The sequence below is a fragment of the Streptomyces sp. NPDC091280 genome (genome assembly GCF_044768565.1).
Classification (GTDB): Bacteria; Actinomycetota; Actinomycetes; order Streptomycetales; family Streptomycetaceae; genus Streptomyces.
The window spans coordinates 570,702-595,731 of sequence record NZ_JBIVUZ010000004.1 but is presented as its reverse complement, the minus strand read 5'-3'; the positions used below and the strand labels follow the sequence as shown (position 1 = coordinate 595,731).

The 25,030-nt window shown below is 70.0% G+C and carries 23 protein-coding genes and 1 tRNA gene; 15 read left to right on the top strand and 9 right to left on the bottom strand.

From position 1 onward, the window contains the following. Nucleotides 1-29: 29 nt before the first annotated feature. Nucleotides 30-1,496: an MFS transporter gene (locus tag ACIQPR_RS15925; RefSeq protein ID WP_403647820.1), complete on the bottom strand. Its 1,467-nt coding sequence runs from the start codon at nucleotides 1,494-1,496 to the stop codon at nucleotides 30-32. Nucleotides 1,497-1,731: 235 nt separating this feature from the next. On the opposite strand from ACIQPR_RS15925, the gene ACIQPR_RS15920 reads away from it, so the two are divergent. The 6 genes from ACIQPR_RS15920 (at nucleotide 1,732) to ACIQPR_RS15895 (ending at nucleotide 6,991) form a co-directional block, all read left to right on the top strand. After that, complete coding sequence (locus ACIQPR_RS15920; protein WP_403647817.1) at nucleotides 1,732-2,298, top strand: TIGR00730 family Rossman fold protein; 567 nt, start codon at nucleotides 1,732-1,734, stop codon at nucleotides 2,296-2,298. A 24-nt stretch (nucleotides 2,299-2,322) separates the two neighbouring features. Next, on the top strand, nucleotides 2,323-3,543 hold the full coding sequence (locus ACIQPR_RS15915) for a PucR family transcriptional regulator (RefSeq protein ID WP_403647814.1): 1,221 nt from the start codon (nucleotides 2,323-2,325) through the stop codon (nucleotides 3,541-3,543). 20 nt (nucleotides 3,544-3,563) lie between these two features. Further along, on the top strand, nucleotides 3,564-4,424 hold the full coding sequence (locus ACIQPR_RS15910; protein WP_403647811.1) for a methyltransferase domain-containing protein: 861 nt from the start codon (nucleotides 3,564-3,566) through the stop codon (nucleotides 4,422-4,424). Nucleotides 4,425-4,476: 52 nt separating this feature from the next. Beyond that, nucleotides 4,477-5,328, top strand: coding sequence for an SAM-dependent methyltransferase (locus tag ACIQPR_RS15905; protein WP_403647808.1), 852 nt, complete (start codon nucleotides 4,477-4,479; stop codon nucleotides 5,326-5,328). 155 nt (nucleotides 5,329-5,483) lie between these two features. Further along, nucleotides 5,484-6,689 carry a cytochrome P450 gene (locus tag ACIQPR_RS15900; protein WP_403647806.1) on the top strand — a complete coding sequence of 402 codons (1,206 nt, stop codon included), beginning with the start codon at nucleotides 5,484-5,486 and terminating at the stop codon, nucleotides 6,687-6,689. Then, nucleotides 6,686-6,991, top strand: a complete 306-nt coding sequence (locus ACIQPR_RS15895; protein WP_403647802.1) for a ferredoxin — start codon at nucleotides 6,686-6,688, stop codon at nucleotides 6,989-6,991. The genes ACIQPR_RS15900 and ACIQPR_RS15895 overlap by 4 nt, the downstream gene beginning before the upstream one ends. On the opposite strand, the gene ACIQPR_RS15890 is transcribed toward ACIQPR_RS15895, so the two are convergent. Beyond that, nucleotides 6,923-7,741: a helix-turn-helix domain-containing protein gene (locus tag ACIQPR_RS15890; protein WP_403647799.1), complete on the bottom strand. Its 819-nt coding sequence runs from the start codon at nucleotides 7,739-7,741 to the stop codon at nucleotides 6,923-6,925. The two genes, ACIQPR_RS15895 and ACIQPR_RS15890, sit on opposite strands and share 69 nt — an antisense overlap. A 1,044-nt stretch (nucleotides 7,742-8,785) precedes the next feature. Here ACIQPR_RS15890 and ACIQPR_RS15885 point away from each other — a divergent pair. The 6 genes from ACIQPR_RS15885 (at nucleotide 8,786) to ACIQPR_RS15860 (ending at nucleotide 14,933) form a co-directional block, all read left to right on the top strand. After that, nucleotides 8,786-8,968 carry a hypothetical protein gene (locus tag ACIQPR_RS15885; RefSeq protein WP_403647796.1) on the top strand — a complete coding sequence of 61 codons (183 nt, stop codon included), beginning with the start codon at nucleotides 8,786-8,788 and terminating at the stop codon, nucleotides 8,966-8,968. A gap of 84 nt (nucleotides 8,969-9,052) precedes the next feature. Next, complete coding sequence (locus ACIQPR_RS15880; RefSeq protein WP_403647793.1) at nucleotides 9,053-10,036, top strand: ATP-binding cassette domain-containing protein; 984 nt, start codon at nucleotides 9,053-9,055, stop codon at nucleotides 10,034-10,036. Continuing rightward, entirely contained in the window at nucleotides 10,033-10,839 is an 807-nt protein-coding gene (locus ACIQPR_RS15875) for an ABC transporter permease (RefSeq protein WP_403647790.1), read from the top strand. Before ACIQPR_RS15880 ends, ACIQPR_RS15875 begins: the two co-directional genes overlap by 4 nt. 423 nt (nucleotides 10,840-11,262) lie before the next feature. Continuing rightward, the gene (locus ACIQPR_RS15870; protein ID WP_403647787.1) at nucleotides 11,263-12,486 is read left to right on the top strand and encodes an RCC1 domain-containing protein; all 1,224 of its coding nucleotides are present in this window, start codon (nucleotides 11,263-11,265) and stop codon (nucleotides 12,484-12,486) included. A 214-nt stretch (nucleotides 12,487-12,700) separates the two neighbouring features. Further along, nucleotides 12,701-13,360, top strand: a complete 660-nt coding sequence (locus tag ACIQPR_RS15865; RefSeq protein WP_403647784.1) for a S1 family peptidase — start codon at nucleotides 12,701-12,703, stop codon at nucleotides 13,358-13,360. A gap of 292 nt (nucleotides 13,361-13,652) precedes the next feature. After that, on the top strand, nucleotides 13,653-14,933 hold the full coding sequence (locus tag ACIQPR_RS15860) for an APC family permease (protein WP_403647781.1): 1,281 nt from the start codon (nucleotides 13,653-13,655) through the stop codon (nucleotides 14,931-14,933). A gap of 37 nt (nucleotides 14,934-14,970) precedes the next feature. Here ACIQPR_RS15860 and ACIQPR_RS15855 read toward each other — a convergent pair whose 3' ends face one another. From ACIQPR_RS15855 to ACIQPR_RS15840, 4 genes are all read right to left on the bottom strand, one after another. Further along, nucleotides 14,971-15,354, bottom strand: a complete 384-nt coding sequence (locus tag ACIQPR_RS15855) for a VOC family protein (RefSeq protein WP_403647779.1) — start codon at nucleotides 15,352-15,354, stop codon at nucleotides 14,971-14,973. Nucleotides 15,355-15,626: 272 nt separating this feature from the next. Beyond that, nucleotides 15,627-16,256, bottom strand: coding sequence for a hypothetical protein (locus ACIQPR_RS15850; protein WP_403647776.1), 630 nt, complete (start codon nucleotides 16,254-16,256; stop codon nucleotides 15,627-15,629). Between the two features lie 154 nt (nucleotides 16,257-16,410). Continuing rightward, a tRNA-Leu gene (locus ACIQPR_RS15845) sits at nucleotides 16,411-16,495 on the bottom strand. Nucleotides 16,496-16,653: 158 nt separating this feature from the next. After that, nucleotides 16,654-17,118, bottom strand: a complete 465-nt coding sequence (locus tag ACIQPR_RS15840) for a MarR family winged helix-turn-helix transcriptional regulator (protein WP_403647774.1) — start codon at nucleotides 17,116-17,118, stop codon at nucleotides 16,654-16,656. A gap of 117 nt (nucleotides 17,119-17,235) precedes the next feature. On the opposite strand from ACIQPR_RS15840, the gene ACIQPR_RS15835 reads away from it, so the two are divergent. Then, nucleotides 17,236-18,180 (top strand): LLM class flavin-dependent oxidoreductase, encoded by a 945-nt coding sequence (locus ACIQPR_RS15835; protein WP_403647771.1) that lies wholly within the window; start codon nucleotides 17,236-17,238, stop codon nucleotides 18,178-18,180. 58 nt (nucleotides 18,181-18,238) lie between these two features. Here ACIQPR_RS15835 and ACIQPR_RS15830 read toward each other — a convergent pair whose 3' ends face one another. The 3 genes from ACIQPR_RS15830 to sucC form a co-directional block, all read right to left on the bottom strand. Continuing rightward, nucleotides 18,239-19,774 (bottom strand): aldehyde dehydrogenase family protein, encoded by a 1,536-nt coding sequence (locus ACIQPR_RS15830; RefSeq protein WP_403647769.1) that lies wholly within the window; start codon nucleotides 19,772-19,774, stop codon nucleotides 18,239-18,241. Between the two features lie 149 nt (nucleotides 19,775-19,923). Then, nucleotides 19,924-20,805: a succinate--CoA ligase subunit alpha gene (gene sucD, locus ACIQPR_RS15825; RefSeq protein WP_403647766.1), complete on the bottom strand. Its 882-nt coding sequence runs from the start codon at nucleotides 20,803-20,805 to the stop codon at nucleotides 19,924-19,926. An 11-nt stretch (nucleotides 20,806-20,816) separates the two neighbouring features. Continuing rightward, nucleotides 20,817-21,947: an ADP-forming succinate--CoA ligase subunit beta gene (sucC, locus tag ACIQPR_RS15820; protein WP_403647762.1), complete on the bottom strand. Its 1,131-nt coding sequence runs from the start codon at nucleotides 21,945-21,947 to the stop codon at nucleotides 20,817-20,819. 154 nt (nucleotides 21,948-22,101) lie between these two features. Between sucC and ACIQPR_RS15815 the strand changes: the two genes are divergently transcribed. Together ACIQPR_RS15815 and frc are read left to right on the top strand one after the other, a co-directional pair. Further along, nucleotides 22,102-23,784, top strand: a complete 1,683-nt coding sequence (locus tag ACIQPR_RS15815) for a thiamine pyrophosphate-binding protein (protein WP_403647759.1) — start codon at nucleotides 22,102-22,104, stop codon at nucleotides 23,782-23,784. A gap of 11 nt (nucleotides 23,785-23,795) precedes the next feature. Beyond that, nucleotides 23,796-25,028, top strand: coding sequence for a formyl-CoA transferase (gene frc, locus ACIQPR_RS15810; protein WP_403647756.1), 1,233 nt, complete (start codon nucleotides 23,796-23,798; stop codon nucleotides 25,026-25,028). Nucleotides 25,029-25,030 lie beyond the last annotated feature (2 nt).

Here is a 25,030-nt window from a genome sequence, read left to right as displayed (position 1 = left end):
AAAAGCGCCGGGGTTTGCGGTACGACGGCTCAGGGCGAGGGGACCGGCTGCGAGGGAGTGTCGGCAGCCGGTGTCCGGGCCGTCGTGGCGCGGGCTCGCAGGGCCAGGGCGGTGCCGAGGGCGGCGGCCAGGACGAGTACGGCGGCGGCCAGGAAGCCCAGTCGGAAGCCGTCCGTGAGCGCCGGATGGAGGGGGGTGCCGTGATGGACCCGGTCCTCGGCGTACCAGGTGGCCAGGGAGGCGAGTACGGCGAGTCCGAGGGCGCCGCCGAGCTGCTGCGACATGTTGATCAGCCCGCCGGCCAGGCCCGCCCGGTGCGGTGCGACGTCGGAGACGGCCAGGACGATCAGCACGACGAAGCCGAAGCCGCCGCCCACGGACACCAGCAGTGCCGGGCCGAGGATGTCGGCCGTGAAGGAGCCGTCGGGCCTGAGCAGCGCGAACCAGCCGAAGCCGGCGACCGCGGCGGCCATCCCGGCCAGCAGTGTCCCCGGCAGTCCGAGCCGGGTCGACACGTGCGGGGCGAGCCGCGCGAACAGCACCTGTCCCAGAGCCAGCGGCAGGAGCGACAGGCCGGCCCCGACCGGGCCGTAGCCGAGGACCTGTTGGGCGTAGAGGGTGACGAAGAAGTTGGTGGCCACGACGCCCGCCATGAACGCGAGCATCATGCCGTTGGCGGCGGACAGTGTGCGGGAGCGGAAGACGGCGAAGTCGATCAGCGGTACCGGCACACGAAGTTCGACGACGGCGAAGGCGCCGAGCAGGGCGAGGGCGGCCGCGTACGCGGACACGGTGAGCGGCGAGCCGACGCCGTGCTCACCGGTCCGGATCAGGCCGTAGAGCAGCGCCGACAGTCCGGCGGTGACCGTGAGCGCGCCCAGGACGTCGAACTCCCGCCAGGGCGCGCCGCGTCCGGGGTCGGCGTCGGTGATGAGGCGGATGCCGAGCAGGGCCCCGCCGAGGGTGAGCGGGACGTTGACCCAGAACACCCACTGCCAGCCGAGGCCGTGGGTGAGCAGGCCGCCCAGGACCACTCCGGTGGCCCCGCCGGCCCCGGCCACCGCGCCCCAGATGCCCATGGCCCTGTTGCGTTCCGCCTCCTGCGGATAGGTCACGGCCACCAAGGACAGCGCCGCCGGTGAGAGCACGGCCCCGCCGAGGCCCTGGGCCGCGCGGGCGGCGACGAGCTGTCCGCCGGTCACGGCGAGGCCGCAGGCCAGGGAGGCCAGACCGAAGAGCGCCAGGCCGCCGAGGAACACCCGCTTGCGGCCGAACAGGTCCGCGGCCCTGCCTCCGAGCAGCAGGAAGCCGCCGAAGGTGAGCAGATAGGCGTCGACCACCCAGGCCAGGCCCGCCCGGGAGAACCCGAGCGAGGTCTCGATCGAGGGCAGGGCGACGGTCACGATGGTGATGTCGAGGACGACGGCGAACTGGGTCATGGCGAGCAGCGCGAACGCGCGCCCGCGCCGGTCGGCCGCCGTGCGTGCATCGGTCATGTGGGGCCTCGAATTCTGGAATCGTATACATTTCAGGGCGCAGTTTCCCGCTCCGGTGCCACGCGAGGGATAGGCCTTAGAAACTCTTCACCTCCTCTCACCTCTCACATACGCGGTGGCACTCTTTGGCAACAATGTGTGCACCGGATGCCAAGAACATCGAACCCGGTTCTGACACGATCGAGTCTCGTCGGATTTCCCCGTTCCGCTCCGAAAGCGAAGGCGGATTCCTGAGATGGTGAATAGCGTCACCGTGTTCTGCGGAGCAAAGCCGGATCTCGCCGACACCTATTTGCGTACGGCCGGAGCGCTGGGCCGGGCCCTGGCCGGGGCGGGCCTGCGGCTGGTCTACGGCGGGGCCACCGTCGGGCTCATGGGCCCGCTCGCGGACGAGGCGCTCGACGCCGGCGGAACGGTCGTGGGAGTCATCCCCGAGAACCTCAACGCCCATGAGGGCGCCGCGCATCAGGGGCTGAGCGAACTCCATGTCGTGGCCGACATGCACCAACGCAAGGCCCTGATGGCCGAGTTGGGGGATGCCTTCGTCGCGCTGCCGGGCGGACTGGGCACCGTGGAGGAGTTCTTCGAGGCCCTCACCTGGTCGCATCTGGGGCTGCACGACAAGCCCTGCGTGCTGCTGGACGGCGACGGCTTCTACCGCCAGCTGCTCGGTTTCCTGGACGACGCGGTCCGGGAGGGCTTCGTCACCCCCGCCACCGCCCGGCGGCTCGTCGTCTGCCGGCGGACCGACGAGGTGCTCGCCGCACTCGGCCACCCCGTCGTGAACTCCGTCTGCGCGTGACCTCACCGAGGAGAGCGGATGACCATGGCTGGGACAGGCGGAACTCCGGGCGATCCCGGCTCCATCGCCTCGGTTCTGACGTCGTGCCGGCACACGGTCGTCACCGCCGTGGTGGCGGCGGCCGACCGGGCGGTCCCCACGCAGACGAGGATCACCGGCACGCAGCGCGCACGGTACGAGGAGTCGCTCAACGCCGTGTGGTCCCACGTCGTCGACGCCTTCACCGAGGGCGGGGACGTCCGCAAGGCCGGGGCCGGGCCGCTGCGCGAGACGGCACGCATCTGCGCGGACCACGCGCTCACGGGCGACGAGATCCTCCACGTCGTGAGGGTGGGCGTGCGGGCGGCCCTCGGGCACGTCCTGGAGCGGTGCCCGCCGGAGTCGGTGGCCGGCCTGATGGACTTCGTGTCGTTCTGCCGGCCGGCCGTCCTCGCGCTCACCCACGGCGCCGCCGCGGCCTACCACCCGTACCTGCTGGAGCGCGGCCGGGGCGTCTCCGACCGGGAACTCATCGGGCGGGCACTGGTGTGCGGGAGTCCGGCCGACTCGGCTCCCACGGGGCTGGACCCGGCGAGGTTCACCCCGGCCACGGTCCTGTTGCTGTCCCGTCGGCGGCACGGGGACGGCTCCGGGGAGGGCGCCGAACGCGTCTGGCGCCGGGTCGCCGAGCGGATCGAGGGCGACGACGTCTGCTGGGCGCTCGTCGGCGACGACCTCGCCCTGGTGCTGCCCGGCGCCGTCGACCAGCACACCGCGGACGCCGTCCATCGCGCGGCGGCCCAGGAGGCGGAGGCACCGCTGTGGACCCTCGTCTCCCCCGCCGTGGCCATGACGGAGATCCGCCGGACAGCCGCGGACTGCCAGGCGTCCATGGCGAGCGTCCGTCGCCTCGACTACCCGGCCGGGTGCTACCCGACGCGGTCACTGCTCTTCGAGCGCATCGTGCTGAGCGCGGACCCCGCGACCCTCTGCCAGGCGACCTGGCTGATCCGCGAGGCGGTCGCCGACGCGAAACTCGCCGACACGCTCACCGCGTGGATCGCCCACCACGGCCAACGAGGCGACACCGCCGCCTCGTTGGGCATCCATCCGCGCACCCTGGACTACCGCCTGCGCCGGATCCGCGCCCTGGTCGGCCTCGATCCCACCGAGCCGTCGGCGATGTCCCTGCTGCGCTGCGCGTCCATCGCCTGGACCGCGGACAACACACCTGATCCCGCCGGGCGTTCACCCCGACCGACCTGACCGAAGCAGAGGGGCGGCACATGACCACCACCACACGGACCGGAAGCCACGCGCGCAACGAGTACGAACGCGCCCTGAAGGCCCACTGGGACGCGAAGAAGTCCGACGACATCAACCTGCTGCTGGGCACCGAGGACGACCTGTACCACCACCACTACGCCATCGGCGACTACGACCGAACCGTCCTGGACACTCCCCCCGACCGGCGCGAGGAGTCGATCCTGCGGGAGTTGCACCGCATGGAGAACGAACAGGTCCGGTTGATCCTCGACACCCTCGGACCGGTGCCGACCACGGCGCGCGGCATGGACGCCGGATCGGGCCGCGGCGGCACCGCGTTCACCCTCGCCGCGGAACTCGGCTGCCGTATCGACGGCGTCAACTTCTGTGAGCACCATGTGGAGTTCGCCGAACGGATCGCGGCCAGGCGAGGCTGGGACGACCGTGTCCGGTTCCATCTGGGCAACATGCTCAAGGCCCCTTTCCCGGACGGCTCGTTCGACTTCGTGGTCTCCAACGAGACGACCATGTACACCGACGCGTTCGAGGCCATGCGCGAGTTCGCCCGGCTGCTGCGGCCCGGCGGGCGCTACGTCATGACGACCTGGTGCCGCGACGACGCGGTCGACCCGCGCTCGGCGGCGACCCGGCGGATCGACGACCACTACGTCTGCCACATGCACCGGCGGAGCACCTACTTCGAGGCGCTCGCGGCATCCGGCCTGGTTCCCTACCGCGTCCGGCGCTACACCCACGAGGCCATGCCCTATTGGGAGTTGCGCAACCACAGTGGGCTGCGCACCGGCGTCGAGGACGACTTCCTGGAGGGCTACCGCGACGGCACCCTCAACTACCTCGTCGTCGCCTCCGAACGCGTCTGACCCACCGCAGCCGAACTCTCCCCTACCCGAACCACCCTGGAGGAACGGACCCATGCCGAACCTGGACGTAGTCACCCTCGGCGAACACGACACGGAGCAGCGGGGCTACTGGGACGCCAAGCGCAGCGACGACATCAACCTGCTGCTGGGCACCGAGGACGGCCTCTACCACCACCACTACGGCATCGGCGACTACGACCACGCGGTACTGGAGACCCCCGCGGAACGCCGGGAGGAGGCCATCCTCCAGGAATTGCACCGCATGGAGACCCGGGAGACCGGTCTCATCCTGGACGCGCTGGGGGACGTGCCGCCCACCGCCCGCGTCATGGACGCCGGCTCAGGACGCGGCGGAACGTCCTTCATGATCTCCGACCGGTTCGGCTGCCGCGTCGACGGCGTCAACTACTGCGCCCACCATGTGGAGTTCACCCAGGGCCTGGCCCGGGACCGGGGCAGCGCGGACCGGGTCGCCTTCCACTTCGCGAACATGGTCCAGACACCGTTCGCCGACGGAACCTTCGACCACATCGTGTCCAACGAGACCACGATGTGCGTCGACATCCACAAGGCGTTCGCCGAGTTCGCCCGCGTGCTGCGTCCGGGCGGACGGTACGTGGCCGTCACCTGGTGCCGCAACGACGCCGTGGACCCGCGCTCGGAGGCCTCCCGGCTCATCGACGAGCACTACCTCTGCGCCATGCACCGGCGCTCCACCTACTTCGAGGCGCTGACGGCCAACGGCCTGGTCCCCTACCACGTGCAGCGCTACACCGAAGAAGCCATCCCCTACTGGGAGTTGCGCACCCACTCCCGGCTGCGCACCGGCGTCGAGGAGCCCTTCCTCCAGGGTTTCCGCGAGGGCAGCATCGACTACCTGGTCATCGCCTCCGAGCGGGTGTAGGGCGGTCCGGCCCCGCGCCGACCCCGTCTGACCGGCCTCCTTCCACAAAGGCCCGGGCCGGGACGCGCCACGCGTCCCGGCCCCAGGACAGGAATTCGGACAGAACGCAGAACGCAGAACGCAGACAAACGAAAACGAGGGATGGTGGAGAGGCGATGACCGAAGCACCGGAGCTGCTGCCACTGGAGATGCGCCGCAACGGGCTGGACCCGGCCGAGGAACTGGCCGGGGCGAGGGACGGCCAGGGCGTGCTGCGCGTCCCCACGCTGTTCGGGATGCCGGCCTATCTGGTCTGCCGCTACGACGACGTCCGCCAAGTCCTGTCGGACTCGGCCCGGTTCAGCCTGGCCCGCACCCCGTTGTTCGGGCTGACCAGCGGCGGCGACGTCAGCGAGGCCGAACTGACCGCGATGCGCGCCGGGAACCTGCTCGGGTTCGACCCTCCGGAACACACCCGGCTGCGCCGGATGCTCATCCCCGTCTTCACCGAACGCCGGATGCGCCACCTGGAGGCGCGGACCGTGGAGATCATCGAGGCGGCCCTCGACGATCTGGAGCGGGCCGGGCAACCGGCCGACCTGATGGCGCACTTCGCGCTGCCGGTGCCGATGCTGGTGATCTGCGAACTCCTCGGCGTCCCGTACGCCGACCGCGAGGACTTCAAGAACCGCTCCGCGCGCCTGCTGGACATGTCCCTGCCGATGGAGGAGCGGAGCGCCGCACGCCGTGAGGACCGGGAGTACATGGCCGGTCTCGTGGCCCGCGCGTACACGGAACCGGGCGACGACATGCTGGGCATGCTCGCCCGCGAGTACGGCGACGATCTACGTCCCGACGAACTGACCGGAATCGCCGGGCTGTTGCTCCAGGCCGGGCACGAGACCACGTCCAACATGCTGGGGCTCGGCACCCTGGCCCTGCTGCGCCACCCCGACCAACTGGCCCTGGTCCGCGACGATCCCGCGCGGGTCGAACCCGCCGTCGAGGAGCTGCTGCGCTGGCTGTCCATCGCGCACTCGCTGCCGCCGCGCACGACGACGACCGAGGTGGAGATCGCCGGGACCGTCATCCCGGAGGGCTCGTTCGTGATCCTGTCGATCCCCGCCGCCAACCGCGACCGCACCCTGGTCGGCGATCCCGACGTCCTGGACATCACGCGGGAGCCCGGCGGGCACATCGCGTTCGGCCACGGGGTGCACCACTGCCTGGGGGCACCGCTGGCCCGGATGGCGATGCGCATCGCCTTCCCCGCCCTGCTGCGCCGCTTCCCCGCCCTCGCGCCGGCCGACCCGTACGAGGACGTCGAGTTCCGCGCCTCCAGCCTGGTGTTCGGCCTGAGCGCGCTGCGGGTGACCTGGTGACGGCGGCCGTTCCGGCCGGAGCGGTGCGGGTGACCGCCGACCGGGACGTGTGCGTCGGCGGAGGTCTGTGCGTACGGGTCGCGCCCGGTGTGTTCGATCAGGCCGAGCACGACGGCCGGGTCGTCGTCCTCGTCCCCGAACCGTCTGCCGCCGAGGCCCCCGGGACGCGCCGGGCCGTCGCGCTCTGCCCCGTCCACGCCCTGGCCCTGACGGCGGGCCGAGCCGCGCGGGGCTCAGCCGGTCCCGTGGCCGGCGCGGTACTCCCTGGGGGACACGCCCAGGACGGACCGGAACTGCCGTGAGAACTTCGACGCGTCGGTGATTCCCCAGCGGGCCGCGATCAGACTCACCTTCATGTGCCGCTGTGCCGGGTCCCGGAGTTCCCGGGCACAGTGGTCGATCCGCTGATGCAGAATCTCGTGCGCGACGCCTCGGCATTCGCCTTCGAAGATACGATGCAATTGACGCAGTGATATGTGAAAGTGCCTGGCGATCATCGCGGGACCGAGTTCCGTGTCCGCCAGGTTGTCCCTGATGAACCGCAGCACATTCAGAACGAAATTCCGTTCCTGACCGTCGGTCCACAGGTCACCACCGCGGCGACAATCGTGCAGGGCCGAGTGGAGCAGTAACCCTATCGATCGATGTGCGGTACGGATCGAGTCTTCGCTGAACTGGGGAAGATCCGCCGTGACGGTCCGCAGGAGGCTCGCCGTCGCGTTGCTGATTCCCGGCCCTCCGGCGATGGCCCTGATGGCCGTATTGCCGAAAAGCGTGGTGTTCACGGCGGGCTCGTCACAGGGGAGACTGATCAGCGAGAGATGTGCGTTGACGCTGGTGTGCAGCCCGGTCTCCTGCCCCAGGTCACAGATCCAGAGAGTGCCCGGCCCGAGCACCGCCGTGCGGCTGCCCTGCTCCACGACCACGCTGCCGCTGATGACGTGGGCGAGCACCCATAACGCTCTCTTCGGAAATTCTGGACGACTCTCGCGATGTTCTATCTTGATGTCACAGGGCGCCGAGGTGACATCGAGCAGCAGCTTGTCGTCCACCAGCCGACCGGTGAGAAATGTTCTCTCGCAGTCTTTCGGCCTGTACCAGAAGGAGCGAAAGGATTCCACATCACCCGGAAAAACCTGACGCCACCGACCCGGATCATCACCCAACGCGAGCCTGAACAGATGACTGCACTTGTTCGGTAATTCAGTGCCGTCCACTCCACCCCCAGAGAAAGGAAGCCTACCGAAGAAAGCACATACTGGAAAGTTAAACTTCAACATTGAACGGCTCAACCGCAGTCTCCCCTACCAGCTGCCAAGATTCATCCATGAAGGTAAACGTCGCCCCTCAAGGACTGTCCTGCAAATGCGGTACCCGAGTTCATGAGGACGCGGCGCGTCCGAGGCGGGGATCCCGCGGGGACAGCGATCACCGGAGCCCGACCTCGACCTCGACCTCGACCTCGACCTCGACCTCGACGAGAACTGAACCGCCGTACGCGCGCTCGGGACGGACGACGGAGGCAACCAAGGCTCTCGTATGGGGGAATTCATGGTGCGGACGCTGCTCGTGGCGGGCCTCACCGGCGTCAGCGTGGCGATGGGGCGCAATGCCTGGCGAGTTCATGGTGACGGCCAAGAGGTCGTCGGCGAGGGCGGAGCACACGCGCTGCGCAGCCCACTGTCAGAGGGCGACAGCGTGGAGCTTCTGTACCGGCCAGAGGGTTCATATGCCTGTCGTGGGCGACCAGGATGATCCGTTCCGGATCCTGATCCTGATCCTGGGAGCCCTGGCGCTCCTCTGGGCGCTGGCGGCGATCAATTCCTTGCAGGGATCCGCCTGAATCAGGCCGGGCGTTCCTTCTGGCGGCACGACAGAGATCGGGGCTAGCCCCTTTCAGAAGCGGCATCTCCCATGCCCCCCAGCCCAGTTGCCATTCCGGACCGGGCGCGTCCGGGTTCCGCGACCGCCTCCGACCACTCGGGAAGAAGGTGAATACGCCGAGCCAGTAGGCGCAGTCTGGAGTCCGCGCGCGTCCGCAGGTCACCCGGCTCGCGAAATGATTCGAGCGCGTCTCGCAGAAGACGCAGGGCCTGATGCCAGTGCACGGTGCCCAGTTGAAGCAGGGCCTCCAGTTCTGTGTCTACGTCGCCGACGCCTGCGGCGATGGCGACAGCGACGGCGACGGCGAGGGCGAGGGCAGCGATGACGAGGCTGAGCGCGGCCATCACCCGCTCGCAGTGACACGAAGTGCCGTAGGCGGAGCCGCTCCGAGGTAATCAAGTTTGACTAATCCGCAGCGCGGGCATTACCTTGCCCGGCGAGAAGTAGTCAAGCTTGACTACACAAGGCGGAGGGGACACATGGCCGACGCGATCGAAGTCGAGGGTGTACGGAAGCGCTACGGGGATGGGGACAAGGCCGCGTTGGACGGGCTGGACCTGCGGGTGGGACGCGGCACCGTGCACGCCCTCCTCGGTCCGAACGGTGCGGGCAAGACGACGGCGGTCCGCGTTCTGACCACGCTGCTGCGGCCGGACTCGGGCCGCGCGAGGGTCGCCGGGTTCGATGTGGCGACGCACGCCGCCCGCGTGCGGGCCCGGATCGGACTGCTCGGCCAGCACGCGGCACTCGACGAGGAACTCGGCGGTCGGCAGAACCTGGAGATGTTCGGCCGCCTCCACCACCTCGGCGCCCGGCGGGCACGTGCCCGGGCCGACGAGTTGCTGGCGCGGTTCGACCTCGCCGACACCGGCGACAAGCAGGTCAAGCGGTACAGCGGCGGCATGCGGCGCCGGCTGGACCTCGCCGCCTCGCTGATCACCGAGCCGGAGGTGCTCTTCCTCGACGAGCCGACCACCGGCCTCGACCCGCGCGGCCGGGCCGAAGTGTGGGCCTCGGTGCGCTCACTGGTCGGGCGCGGCACCACGGTCCTGCTGACCACCCAGTACCTGGAGGAGGCCGACCAACTCGCCGACCGGATCTCGCTGGTCGACCACGGGCAGGTCATCGCCGACGGCACCGCCGACGAGTTGAAGACCCGCACCGGCGGCGACCGCATCGACGTGGTCCTGCGCGATGCCCGCCGGTTGGCCGACGCGGTGGCGCTGATGCCATTCCCGGCCGACGAGGTCACGGTCGACACCGACCGCCGGAGCCTCAGCGCGCCCGTGACCGACCGGATGAGCGCGCTCACCCAGGTGGTGCGGGCGCTGGAGTCCGCAGACATCGAGGCGGAGGACATCGCGGTGCGCAGGCCCACGCTGGACGAGGTGTTCCTACGGCTGACGGGACGTTCCGAGGAGGCCCGGTCGACGGACGGGACCCGGACCAGGGAGGCGGTATGAGCGCGGTGGGCACGACGGACGCGGTGTCCGAGCGCGATGGTGGTCTGGCCTTCGCGCTGAGCGATTCCTGGACCATGACCCGGCGTGAACTCGCCCACTGGGGCAGGCAACCGGTGCGGGTGGCCGTCGGCGTGATCTTCCCTGTGATGATCCTGCTGATGTTCGGCTATCTGATCGGCGGCGGCCGGAACGTCGGCGGCGACTACATCGACTACCTGGTGCCGGGCATCCTCGCGCTGACCATGGCCTTCGGCCTGGAGAGCACGGTGCTCGCGGTGACCCAGGATCTCAACAAGGGTGTGATCGACCGGTTCCGGTCGATGCCGATGGCCAACGGCGCTGTTCTGGTGGGTCGTTCGGCGGCGGACATGCTTCAGTCCACGGTGAGCCTCGTCGTGATGATCGGCGTCGGGTACGCGATCGGCTGGCGGGCGCACGCCACGGTGGGCGGCTTCCTCGGCGCCGTAGGACTCCTGCTCCTGTTCCGGTTCGCGATGCTGTGGATCGGCATCCATCTGGCGTTGGTGGCCGGCAAACCGGAGCTGGTGCAGGCCGTGCAGATCCTGGTCTGGCCGGTGGGTTTCCTGTCCAACGCCATCGCGACGCCCGCGTCCATGCCGGACTGGCTGGGCACGGTCGTGGAGTGGAACCCCATGTCCCAGACCGCGACGGCGGTACGGGACCTGTTCGGCAGCGTCGGCGGTTCCTCCGGGCATGTTCTGCCCGCCGTGCTCTGGCCGTTGGCGTTGCTCGCCGTGTTCTTCCCGCTGGCCCTGCGCCGGTTCGCCCGACTCAGCCACTGAAGCCCCGTAGAAGACCGGGACGACCGGACGACCGAACAGCGGCACAGAGAAGCGGGACACAAGGAAAGGAGCAGGAAGCGGTACCCATGGTGTGGTGGATTGCGCGTGAGCATGCCGGACGGCCGGCGCGGTGTGCGGTCGCCTTCGAGCCGGGTGACCCGGCCCGTACGGGCCGAATGGCCTTCCTCTTCGATCGCCCGGGCCCGCTGGGCATCGATCAACGCGACACCAAGCCAACAATCCGACGCTCGGACAATCTGACACTCGCCCGCCCGCTCGCCCGCGCGCCCGCCCGCCCGCCCGCTCCGAACGAAACGGCATAGTCGGCCGACCGGGTGGCACTGTCGCCGGATTGCGCCGTAGGTCCCTCCGAGACCGCTACGAAGATCACAGCAGATTCGTGATCTTCGGAAGGACTTCTCCGTGTATCCCATTCGTACAGGCCGCAGGCTGGCTGCCGCGCTCTGCTCGCTGGCTGTCGCGCTCGTTCCGATCGCCGCGCACGCAGCCTCTCCCGGTGCGGGGCACGCCCAGGCGCGGCAGGAGAAGCGGCTGAAGTCCTGGGGCAACAACCGCTCCGGCCAGCTCGGGGACGGCACCTGGACCGACTTCCGTACGACGGCGACCACGGTGCTCGGGCTGACCAGCGCGGAGGTGGTGAAGATCGCCGCCGGCGGTGGCGGGGCCCAGACCGGTCATGGCCTGGCCCTGCTGACCGACCGGACCGTGCAGTCCTGGGGCGCGAACGGGTCGGGGCAGCTCGGTGACGGCTCGGTGTTCTCCCACAACGCGCCGGGCCAGGTCGTCAACCTCTCCAGCGCCCGGGACATCGCCGCCGGCGGCTGGCACAGCCTGGCCCTGCTGGACGACGGCACGGTCGTGGCCTGGGGCCGCAACAACTACGGCCAGCTCGGCAACGGCACGAACGCGGACAGCAGCGTCCCGGTCAGGGTCGAGGGCCTCAACAAGGTGGTCGCCATCGCGGCGGGCCTCAACCACAGTCTCGCGCTCCGCCAGGACGGCACGGTGTGGGCGTGGGGCTACAACATCAACGGCCAGCTCGGCGACGGCACTTCCGCCAGCCGCAACGTCCCCACCCAGGTCGGCGGACTGACCGGCATCACAAAGATCGCGGCCGGCTGCAACCACAGCCTCGCCCTGGCCGGCGCCCCCGGCAGCAGCGGCAACGCGGTCAAGGCATGGGGCTACAACGCCACCGGCCAGCTCGGCGACAACAGCACGGTCAACCGCTACACCCCGGTCGACACCCAGGGCAGCTGGACCGGCGGCGTCTCCCAGATCGCGGCCGGCTGCAACCACAGCCTGGCCGTGACCGACAGCGACAACAAGCTCAAGGAGTGGGGCCAGAACATGTCCGGACAACTCGGTGACGGCACCACCGACCACCGGACCACCCCGGTCACGGTGCCGGGCATCAGGGGCGTCCAGCTGGTGGCCGGCGGTCGGGAGCACACCATCGCCCTGCTCGGCGACAACACGGTCCGGTCCTGGGGCAACAACGGCTCCGGCCAGCTGGGCAACGGCACCACCACCGACAGCAGCACTCCCGTGACCACGCTGACCGCCCTGACCGGCGTCGACAAGATCGCCGCCCCGGTCGGCGGCGACTTCAGCCTCGCCAACTGAGAAAGACCGGGCGGCCGGCGACATCACCACGCCGGCCGCCCGGCACCCCAACAGCTGGTATCTCGTTCCTCCTCGGCCGAAAGACCGACACCCGCCGATCTACGACCGCCTCAGCCTCCCATTCCTGGCCGAATGGCGGAGGTGGCTGTAGCCGCCGCTCCGCGAGGCTGTGCGAGTCCGATCACGCACCAGCCCACCCCCCGAGGAGCCCCCTGTGCGACACCGCCAACGACTCGCGACCGCCGCCGTCATAGGACTTGCCGCCGCGTTCGCCGTGCCCGCCACTTCCGCCCACGCGATCAGCGGCGGCCGGGCCGTCCACGCCGCGCCCTGGGCCGTACAGGTCTACTCCGACGGCCGGTTCGCCTGCACCGGCACGATGCTCAGTGACAGGTGGGTGCTCACCGCCTACCACTGCTACAACGACGAGCCGGCCCGGATGACCGTACGCATCGCCTCCGTACGGATCGGCCACGGCGTCAAGGCCGACGTGACGCGGATCAGGCACATGGAGAGCGACGGCCTCGACGACGTGGCCCTGTTCCGTCTCGCCAAGCCGGTCCGAGCGCCGCACGTCAAGCTCGCCGACACCGACCCGCGCAAGGGCGCCGTCGTCGACATCTACGGATACGGCAGCTTCAAGTCGCAGCCGAAGAACCTGCGGACCGCCACCGAGCGCGTCAACTCCGTCAAGCACGACGACATCATCGGCCGCGCCATCCGGACCAAGAAGCTCACCGGCGACGACGAACCCGGCGACTCCGGCGGCCCCGCCTTCTACAAGGGCAAGCAGGTCGGCGTCCTGTTCGGCCCCGACGAGTACAGCAGCATCGCCGCCCACCGCGCCTGGATCCGCCGAGTCACCGGAGTCTGAGACCGACCAGGGCATGGGAGAGTCGGCCGGATCCGAGATGGTGGTCCGGCCGGACTCGGCGGGCGACTTCACCGTCGAGCAGGCGAGTCCGAAGGGGACGGTCCTAGGACCCACCGTCCTTGGCTGGCCTGACCGCCGCACTCGCTTTCGCCTCGCCGCTACGACGTTCGGTGCCGGGGCCGTCGTACGACATCGGCAGTCTTTTGCGTGGGCCGAGTCGAGGTCGCAAGCCCACCGGCGATGACCCGCCCCTCCTCGGCTACCGTGCCCCAAGTACGAGGAGGAGCCGGCGATGAACGCGGAGAGCAGCCCGCCGGGCGCGGGTGGGATGCAGCGGCGTCTGGGCCTGTCGGACGCGGTGGTGATCGGTCTGGGGTCGATGATCGGAGCCGGGATCTTCGCCGCGCTCGGCCCGGCGGCCGAAGCCGCCGGCTCCGGGCTGCTGCTCGCTCTGGCGCTGGCAGCCGTGGTGGCCTACTGCAACGCGACGTCCTCGGCGCGGCTGGCCGCCCGCTACCCGCAGTCCGGCGGTACCTATGTCTACGGCCGCGAGCGCCTCGGCGACTTCTGGGGCTATCTGGCCGGCTGGGCGTTCGTCGTCGGCAAGACGGCCTCCTGCGCGGCCATGGCCCTCACGGTCGGCGCCTATCTCTGGCCCGACCAGATCCACGCGGTGGCCATGGCCGCCGTAGTGGCGCTGACCGCGGTGAACTACACCGGGGTGCAGAAGTCCGCGCTCCTCACCCGCGCCGTCGTCACCGTCGTCCTGACCGTGCTCGCCGTCGTGGTCGTCACCGCCCTGACCTCCGCCCACGCGGACTCCGCACGGCTGGACATCGGCCCGGACACGACCGCAGCCGGGCTGTTCCAGGCCGCGGGACTGCTCTTCTTCGCCTTCGCCGGCTACGCCCGCATCGCCACTCTCGGCGAGGAAGTCCGCGACCCCGCCCGGACCATCCCGCGCGCCATCCCCATCGCGCTCGGGATCGCCCTGGCCGTCTACGCGCTCGTCGCGGTCGCCGTCCTGACGCTGCTGGGACCACGCGGGTTGGCGGACGCCACCGCCCCACTGTCGGACGCGGCGCGCGCCACGGGCGCCGACTGGCTGGTGCCGACCGTCCGTATCGGCGGCGCCGTCGCCGCGCTCGGCTCACTGCTCGCACTGATCCTCGGGGTCTCCCGGACCACCCTCGCGATGGCCCGGGACCGTCATCTGCCGCACGTCCTGGCCGCCGTGCACCCTCGCTTCGGTGTTCCCCACCGCGCCGAACTCGCGGTCGGCGCGGTGGTCACCGTCCTGGCCGCGACCACGGACGTGCGCGGTGCGATCGGTTTCTCGTCCTTCGCCGTCCTGGCCTACTACGCCGTCGCCAACGCCTCCGCCTGGACCCTCACCGAGGAAGAGGGCCGACCGAACCGTCTGATCCCGGCCATCGGCCTGACCGGCTGCGCGGCCCTCGCCTTCGCCCTGCCCATGAGCGCCGTCATCTCCGGCGCCGCGGTCCTCGTCCTCGGCGCTGCGCTCTACGGCCTACGACGCGTCACGACGGCATCGAGCAACGACAGTCACTGAAGGTGTGGATCGATCCCGTGACGCGCGATGCAGTCGGTCATCCTTCGTCGTAGCAGAGGCAGAAGGGATGGCCGGCTGGGTCGAAGAGCACGCGGACGTTCGCCTGCGGCTGGCACTCCGCGACCGTGGCGCCCAGGGCGACCGCCTCCGCGACCGCCGAGTCCAGGTCGCCCACCTGGAAGTCGAAGTGCATCATCGGACGCTGTTCTCCGTCGGCCGGAGGCCAGACCGGGGTCCGATAGTCGTCCGCCCGCTGGAACGTGAAGAACGGCCCTTGTGGTGAGGCGGCGATGACGGCCGTTCCCGGCTCCTCGTGTCCGATGTGCCAGCCGAGCAGTTCGGCGTAGAACCTCGCCAGACCGCCGGGGTCCGGCGCTTCGATCGCCGTTCCCCACCACATGCCATCAGTCCGAGATTTCATTCCGGCAGCCTGCCGGACGTTCCCTGGTTTGTCGCGCGTGCAGCGTGATCGAGCAGCGGTGACGAGGACCGTTGAAAACGGCCGGATGCGCTGGTCGCGCCACTCGATCCGGTGATCAACAGAGCGGGGAGTTCGAGCGAGCGCCGGGCGCCGGGCGCCGTGCACGACCGGGGCCACCCCGCCCGTGGAGTGCGCGAGACGAAACCCCTGGCAGACGCCGTGTCATGTGCCGTACTGCCTCGCGAGAACAATTCCAGAGCGCGGGCCGGGCTTCAGGCCGGACGATCGGCCGCGCGATCGGCCGCGCCCAGGACGACGAGTTCGGCGCTGCCCAGCACCTCCGCGACGACCTGCGGCGCGGCGCGCATGTGGCAGTGGTCCCGCTGCGCGCGGCGGATCACCTCGTCCGGATGACCGAGCGCACACAGCACGTCCCAGTGCAGGGCCTGGGCCCAGACGTACCCCGGCTCGCCGTCGACGTCCATGTCCTCCACGTCGATCGGGGTGTCCGCGAGTGCGGAGGCCAAACGGTGGCTGTCCACGGGTCCGGCGGCGAAGTCCAGGAACGCGGCGGGATCCGCGCCCGAGGGCACGTCGCCGACGCTCTCATCGTCCCGGTCCGGCCAGGAGTCGTAGCGGTGGGCTCGAACTCCGTCCCGCCAGACCTCCAACTCCAGTCGGTCACCGTCGTATTGGAAGGCGGCCAGCACCGGGACGCCCAACTCCGCACTGATCGGCCCGGCGAGCGCGAAGACACCATTGCCGCCGACGAACCGGTCCGGATGCGCGAGGCAGAATCCCGGCCCGGCGGGAGTCGCGTAACCGGCCGCGCAAACCTCGCGCAGGACGGGGGCCGCCTGTTCGAGCGGCACAGGAATCAAGATCGTGCCGTACGTGGTCACGGCCTCACCTCCTGGGACGCGGTGAACCTATGGGGCGGTCACACCGCACGACCTCTGTTCCACGAAGACCCGACACACGACCACGAAACAGGAAGAGTGCTGGCCAAAGCGTGGCCAGCACTCATCGTGCGGATAAAGATCAGTGATCAATAAGTGTCCGAGGGGGGACTTGAACCCCCACGCCCGATAAAGGGCACTAGCACCTCAAGCTAGCGCGTCTGCCATTCCGCCACCCGGACTAGGTGTCTGCCGCACTGCCGGGAGTGTTCCCGGCGGCGACATGGACAACAATACCAAGCTTTCGGGGTGCCTTTCACCTGCGTATCCAGCCCCGCGGAAGCAGCGGCGCGAGGCCTGCCACCTGCGGGTACTTCCACCACCAGGGGTGAACGGACCGCTACGGTCGCGCGCCGGATTCCGGCCCCCGCCCGTCGAGCACCAGGGTCTGCAACGCCCGCACGAGCGAGGCCGCCCCCGCCTCGTCCAGCGGAGCGAGAAACTGCCGTTCCGCCGCGCGCCGGGCCCGCTCCGCCTGGTGCAGACAGTCCTGCCCCTCGGGCGTCAGTTCGACGATGTTCTTACGGCGGTCCTGCGGGCTGCGCCGCCGCACCACCAGCCCGTGGTCCTCCAGGCCGTCGATCAGCGACACCATCGTGGTGCGGTCGACGCCGAGCCGCCCGGCGGCCTCCACCTGCGACAACGGCTCCCCCGCCGCGAGCACCACCAGTACCGCCAGCTCATGACCGTCGACACCGTGCGGCGCCAGCGCCTCGGCCGACGCCCTGGCCAGCTTGGCCTGGGCGTGCTTGAGGAGGTAACCGAGCCGGGACTCCAGCGGGCTGGGGAACTGATCGTTGGCCATCCGTCGACTGTATCCCGAGCGAATCCCTCTCCTGATCGTCAGGGTTGCTGATAATTTTCTATGCTGACGGTTGGAGCGGACGAGACCGCGGAGAACACGAAGAAGTCGGAGAGGGCGATGGAAAAGACCGCTGTGCGCTTCGGGATCAAGACCACACCGATGCATGTGTCGTACGAGGACATCCGCCGGGTCTGGCTGGAGGCGGACGCCGTCACGGAGATCGCGGACGCCTGGCTGTGGGACCACCTGCTGCCGGTCGCCGGGCCCGGGGACGGACAGGCGCACGAGGGGTGGACCCTGCTCGCCGGGCTCGCCGCGCAGACCGAGCGGCTGCGGCTCGGACTCCTCGTGACCAGCAACCGCGTCCGGCCACCGGCGTTGCTCGGCAAGATGGCGTCCACCGTGGACGTGATCTCGGGCGGGCGTCTCGTGCTCGGGCTGGGCGTCGGCGGGACGCGTCAGCCGCCGGGCGCCGGAGGAATCCCGGGCGCCAATCCGGCGATCGCGGAGTACGCGGCCTACGGTCTCCCACTCGTCCCGCCGGCCGAGGGCGTCGAACGGCTCGCGGAGACCGTCGCGATCCTGAAGGGGATGTGGACCCGGGACGTCTTCGACTTCGAGGGCCGCCACTACCGGCTCAACGGCACGCGCTGCGCGCCGAAACCCGTGCAGCGGCCTGGTCCCCCGCTGCTGATCGGCGGCTGGGGCACACGGCTCCTGCGACTGGTCGCCGAGCACGCCGACATATGGAACGTTCCAGGACCGCCGCACAACTCCGTCGAGTACGTCGCCGAGCGCGCCCGCGTCCTCGACGCGCACTGCGCCGAACTGGGCCGCGACCCGTCCGGGATCACGCGTTCGGTGCAGGTCCTGGTGTCGTACGACGAGCCGGCCGCGACCCGGGAGACGGTCGGGCGGCTCGTCGACGCCGGGATGAACCACATCGTGCTGAACCTGCCCCGGCCGTATCCGAGGGGCGTGGCCAGATGGTTGGCCGACGAGATCATCGCCGGACCGCACTCGACGCACGCGGGTGCGGCCCGGCCACGGATCACCGCCTGAGCGGACGGATCACCGCGTGAACTCGCGAGCAACGGTCACGGCATGGGTCGGTACCCGGTCACGGCATGAGCTGGTACTCCGGGAAGTTGCCCGGCAACCGCTCCCCCACCGGCCCCTGCGTCACCGCGCGGACGAGGAGTTCGCCGCCGACGAAGGCGCCGCGCCAGGAGGCGCCGAACCCGCCGAACAGCTCGTCGCGGTCGCCGCGCGAACGCGGCTTGCCGTGGCCGACCTTGAACGCCCGGATCTGCGGGGCCAGTCGCTCGTAGGTCGCCCGGTCGTCGGTGGACAGGGTGGCGACCAGCGCGCCGTTGGACGCGTTCATCGCGGCCAGCAGCTCCGCCTCCGTGTCGACCAGGACGATGGTGTCGACCGGTCCGAACGGCTCCGCGTGGTGCAGCGGCGAAGACGGCGGCGGGTTGAGGAGCGTGACGGGGCGGACGTAGGCCGAAGTGTCCTGCCCGGGAAGGAAGTCGGCCTCGGACAACCGGCCGCGGTGCAGCGGTACGGCGCCGCGGTCGATCGCCTCGGCCACCTGGTCGCGGAGTTCCTTGGCCTTGGCCGCGTTGATCACCGGGCCGAAGTCCAGCTCGGGGTAGGGGTCTTCGGCGTGCTGGACGGCAAGTGGGTGGCCGACACGCAGAGTTCGGACCGCCGGGAGGTAGGCGGTGAGGAACTCGTCGAACAGTTCGCGCTGGACGACGAAGCGCGGATACGCGGTGCAGCGCTGCTTGCCGTAGTCGAAGAGCTTGGGGACGACCGCGGTGAGCGCGTCCCAGTCGGTGTGGTTCCAGATGCCCCAGGTGTTGAGTCCCTCCTGTTCCAGGACATGGCGTTTGCCGAGGTCGGCGACGGCCGTGGCCACCGCCGCCCCGGTGTCGCGTCCGCCGACGAAGGAGACGCAGCCGATCTCGGGCGCCCGCACCAGCGCCTTGGACAGTTCGCCTCCGCTGCCGCTGACGAGGGTGAGGGGGATTCCCTCGCGTGCGGCGAGCGCGCAGGCCAGGGTGAGGCAGGCGACGCCGCCGTCGGTCGGGGTCTTGGCGATGACCGCGTTGCCCGCCAGCGCCTGCACGAGCATGGCGTGGACGAGGACGCTCATCGGGTAGTTCCAGCTCGCGATGTTCGACACCGGGCCGTCCAGCGGGGTGCGGTCGGCGAGCATCGGTTCGATGCCGTCGACGTACCAGCGCACGCCGTCGATGGAACGGTCCACGTCGGCCTGGGCGAGCCGCCAGGGTTTGCCGATCTCCCAGACCAGCAGCAGCGCGAGGAGTTCACGGTGCTCGGTGAGGGCGTCGAGGGTGGCGGCGACGCGGGCCCTGCGTTCGCCGAGCGGGACGTGCCGCCAGGCGCGGTGCTGGTCGAGGGAGGCGCGGACGGCTTGGTGGGCGGTGGACCGGTCCAGACGGGGCGGTCCGGCGATGGGGCTGCCGTCGACGGGGGTGGTGGCGGGCAGGACCCGGCCGTCCCGCTGCCAGGAGGCGTTCCAGAGGTTGAGGACACGGTCGTCCTGGAACGCCTCGGGGGCGAGGGCGAGACAACGCCGCCAGGCGTCGTGCCAGGACGTACCTGCTTTGAGGGTTGATGCCATGCTTCTGCTCCGCTCTCGGTGCACAGTCGGGGCGGGGTGAGGCAGGGAACGGTCCCGCACAGGAACCGTCGTACAGGTGACGCTAGTTGGACCCGAAGGCGCCCGACAGTCACGTCACATGGACTATGAGTGACATCACGTGCCGGTTCTCACGCCTCCGCCAGCCGGTCCAGCACCAGCCGGGCGGTCTCCGTCGGCGTCCGCCCGACCCGGACACCCGCGGCCTCCAGTGCCTCCTTCTTCGCCGCCGCCGTACCGGAGGAGCCGGACACGATGGCGCCCGCGTGGCCCATCGTGCGGCCCTCGGGTGCGGTGAAGCCGGCGATGTAGCCGACGACGGGTTTGGTGACGTGGTCGCGGATGTACGCGGCGGCCCGTTCCTCCGCGTCGCCGCCGATCTCCCCGATGAGGACGACGAGTTCGGTGTCGGGATCGTCCTGGAACGCGGCGAGGCAGTCGATGTGGCTGGTGCCGACGACGGGGTCCCCGCCGATGCCGACGCAGGTCGAGAAGCCGATCTCCCGCAGCTCGTACATGAGTTGGTAGGTGAGCGTGCCGGACTTGGAGACCAGGCCGATGCGGCCGGGCTTGGTGATGTCGGCGGGGATGATGCCCGCGTTCGCCTGGCCGGGGGTGATCAGGCCGGGGCAGTTGGGGCCGATGATCCGGGTGCCCTGCGACCTGGCGTGGGCCGTGAAGGCGACCGTGTCGTGGACCGGGATGCCCTCGGTGATGACGACGGCGAGGCCGATGCCCGCGTCGGCGGCCTCGGTCACGGCGGCCTTGGCGAAGGCGGGCGGCACGAACACGACGGTGACATCGGCTCCGGTCGACCGCATACCGTCGGCGACCGACCCGAAGACGGGGACGACCCGGTCGTCGAAGTCGACCGTGCTGCCCGCCTTGCGGGGATTGACGCCGCCGACGACGTCCGTGCCGGCCGCGAGCATCCGGCGGGTGTGCTTCATGCCCTCGCCGCCGGTCATGCCCTGGACTAGGACCTTGCTCTCCTTGGTCAGATAGATCGCCATGTCCCGGCTCCTCAGTGCGTGTTGGCGAGGTCGGCGGCGCGGCGGGCGGCGCCGTCCATGGTGGTGGCCTGCTGGATCAGTGGATGGGCGTGGCCGTCGAGGATCGCCCGGCCGCGGGCCGCGTTGTTCCCGTCGAGCCGGACGACCAGCGGCTTGGTCAGCCGGACCGTCTCCAGCGCCCGTACGATGCCGTCGGCCACCGCGTCGCACGCGGTGATGCCGCCGAAGACGTTGACGAACACCGACTTCACGGCCGGGTCGCGGAGGACGACGGACAGTGCGTCGGCCATGATCCGGGCGGATGCCCCGCCGCCGATGTCGAGGAAGTCGGCGGGGCGGGCGCCGCATCCGGCGACCACGTCGAGCGTCGACATGACCAGGCCGGCGCCGTTGCCGATGACGCCGACCTCGCCGTCGAGCTTGACGTAGTTGAGTCCCTTCGCGGCGGCGGTCGCCTCCAGCGGGTCGTCGTGCGTCGCGCCCTCGGCTCCCCAACGGGCCTGCCGGAAGCGGGCGTTGTCGTCGAGGGTGACCTTGCCGTCGAGGGCGAGGATCCGCCCCTGACGGGTGCGGACGAGTGGGTTGACCTCGACGAGGACCGCGTCCTCGTCGACCAGCACCTCCCAGAGCCGGACGAGGACGTCGACGGTCTGCGGCGGGAGTCCGGCCGCCTCGGCGATCTGTCCCGCCTTCGCGGAGGTCACGCCCTCCGCCGGGTCGATGTGCATACGGGCGACCGCGTGCGGTCGACGGGCGGCGATCTCCTCGATCTCCGTACCGCCCTCCGCGGACGCGATCGCGAGGAAGCGGCCCGCCGCCCGGTCCAGGACGTAGGAGACGTAGAACTCGCTCTCGATGTCGACGGGTTGGGCCAGCATCACGGCGCCGACCGGGTGCCCCTTGATGTCCATGCCGAGGATCTGCCGCGCGGTCAGCTCCGCCGCGGCCGGGTCGGCGGCGAACCTCACCCCGCCCGCTTTGCCTCGTCCACCGGTCTTCACCTGGGCTTTCACCACGACCCGGCCGCCCAGTCGGCGGGCGATCACGCGGGCCTCCTTGGACGAGGTGGTGACCTCGGCCCGGGGCACCGGGATGCCGTGTTCCTCGAAGAGTTCCCTTGCCTGGTGCTCGTACAGGTCCATCTCGGCTCCCTCTCGGCTCCCACGTAAAAGTGCCGCACGCCCCCTGGACACCACCCACCGGATGCGGGATAACAAGCTTCATACAGTATTCGTCGACTGTATGCAATGTACCGCGAGAGCCTTCCAACCCCCTACGAAGGGACAGGACTTCGCCATGCCCGACGACACCCAGGACGTGATTTCCGGTGGTCATCTCGTCGCCAAAGCCCTGAAGGCCGAGGGGGTCGACCGCATCTACACCCTGTGCGGCGGCCACATCATCGACATCTACGACGGCTGCGTCGACGAGGGCATAGAAGTCGTCGACGTACGCCACGAGCAGGTGGCAGCCCACGCGGCGGACGGCTACGCGCGGATCACCGGCAGGCCCGGGTGCGCGGTCGTCACCGCCGGCCCCGGTACGACCGACGCCGTGACCGGTGTCGCCAACGCCTTCCGCGCGGAGTCCCCGATGCTGCTGATCGGCGGCCAAGGGGCCCTCACCCAGCACAAGATGGGCTCGCTCCAGGACCTCCCGCACGTCGACATGATGACGCCGATCACCAAGTTCGCGGCGACCGTCCCGGACACGGCACGGGCCGCCGACATGGTGTCGATGGCGTTCCGCGAGTGCTACCACGGGGCGCCCGGCCCCTCCTTCCTGGAGATCCCGCGCGACGTCCTGGACGCCAAGGTGCCGGTGGGCAGGGCGCGTGTGCCCAAGGCGGGTGCCTACCGCGCCTCGACGCGCTCGGCCGGCGACCCCGAGGCGATCGAGAAGCTGGCCGACCTGCTGGTCCACGCAGAGAAGCCGGCGATCCTGTTGGGCAGTCAGGTGTGGACAACTCGCGGCACCGAGGCGGCCGTCGACCTCGTCCGCACCCTCAACGTCCCCGCGTACATGAACGGCGCCGGCCGCGGCACGCTCCCGCCGGGCGACCCGCACCACTTCCAGCTCTCCCGCCGGTACGCCTTCTCGCACGCCGACGTCATCGTCATCGTCGGCACGCCCTTCGACTTCCGTATGGGCTATGGCAAGCGTCTCTCCCCCGACGCGACCGTCGTGCAGATCGACCTCGACTACCGCACCGTCGGCAAGAACCGCGACATCGACCTCGGCATCGTCGGCGACGCGGGGCTCGTCCTGAAGTCGGTGACCGAGGCCGCTTCGGGGCGCCTCAACGGCGGTGCGTCCAGGCGCAAGGAGTGGCTCGACGAGTTGCGCGCCGCCGAACAGGCCGCGATCGAGAAGCGGTTGCCGAGCCTGAGGTCCGACGCCTCGCCGATCCACCCGTACCGCCTGGTCAGCGAGATCAACGACTTCCTCACCGAGGACTCGATCTACATCGGCGACGGCGGCGACATCGTCACCTTCTCCGGGCAGGTCGTGCAGCCCAAGTCGCCCGGCCACTGGATGGATCCGGGCCCGCTGGGCACCCTCGGCGTCGGCGTCCCCTTCGTGCTCGCCGCGAAGCAGGCGCGGCCCGACAAGGAGGTCGTCGCGCTGTTCGGCGACGGCGCGTTCTCCCTCACCGGCTGGGACTTCGAGACGCTCGTCCGCTACGACCTGCCGTTCGTCGGCATCGTCGGCAACAACTCCTCGATGAACCAGATCCGTTACGGCCAGGCCGCCAAGTACGGCCTGGAACGCGAGCGGGTCGGCAACACCCTCGGCGACGTCCACTACGACAAGTTCGCCCAGATGCTGGGCGGTTACGGCGAGGAGGTCCGCGACCCCGCCGACATCGGCCCCGCGCTGCGGCGCGCCCGCGAGTCGGGCAGGCCCTCGCTGATCAACGTCTGGGTCGACCCGGACGCGTACGCCCCCGGAACCATGAACCAGACGATGTACAAGTGAGGTGAACGGCCATGACCGCCAGGGCACTTGAGGGCATCCGCGTCCTCGACATGACGCACGTCCAGTCCGGCCCCTCCGCCACCCAGCTGCTCGCCTGGCTCGGCGCCGACGTCGTCAAGCTGGAGGCGCCGACCGGTGACATCACGCGGGGTCAGCTGCGCGACCTCCCGGACGTCGACTCGCTCTACTTCACGATGCTCAACTGCAACAAGCGGAGCATCACCCTCAACACCAAGACCGAGCGCGGCAAGGAGATCCTGACCGAGCTGATCCGGCGCTCCGACGTCATGGTCGAGAACTTCGGGCCGGGCGCGGTCGACCGTATGGGGTTCACCTGGGATCGCATACAGGAGATCAATCCACGGATCGTGTATGCGTCCATCAAGGGCTTCGGGGAGGGCCCGTACACCAACTTCAAGGCGTACGAGGTCGTCGCGCAGGCGATGGGCGGGTCGATGTCGACCACCGGGTTCGAGGACGGGCCGCCGCTGGCCACGGGCGCTCAGATCGGTGACTCGGGCACGGGAGTGCATACAGTAGCCGGGATACTGGCGGCACTCTTCCAGCGGGAGAGCACCGGCCGCGGCCAGCGCGTCAACGTGGCCATGCAGCACGCCGTGCTGAACCTCTGCCGGGTCAAACTGCGCGACCAGCAGCGCCTGGCACACGGGCCGCTCGCCGAGTACCCGAACGACGACTTCGGCGACGAGGTGCCCCGCTCCGGCAACGCGTCCGGCGGCGGCCAGCCCGGCTGGGCGGTGAAGTGCGCCCCGGGCGGCCCGAACGACTACGTGTACGTCATCGTGCAGCCGGTCGGCTGGCAGCCGCTGACCGAACTGATCGGCCGGCCCGAACTGGCCGAGGACCCCGAGTGGGCGACACCGCAGGCCCGGCTGCCGCGGCTCGCCAAGATGTTCCAGCTGATCGAGGAGTGGTCGGCCACGCTGCCCAAGTGGGAGGTGCTGGAGCAGCTCAACGCCCACAACATCCCGTGCGGGCCGATCCTGTCGACCAGGGAGATCATCGAGGACGCCTCGCTGGTCGCCAACGAGATGGTCGTGACGGTGCCGCACCCCGAGCGCGGCGCGTTCGTCACCGTCGGCAGCCCGCTCAAGCTCTCCGACTCCCCCGTGGACGTGACCAGTTCACCGCTGCTGGGCGAGCACAACGAAGAGGTCTACATCGGCGAACTCGGCCTCGGCGACGAAGAGTTGCGCCTTCTCAAGTCGAACGGGGTGATCTGACG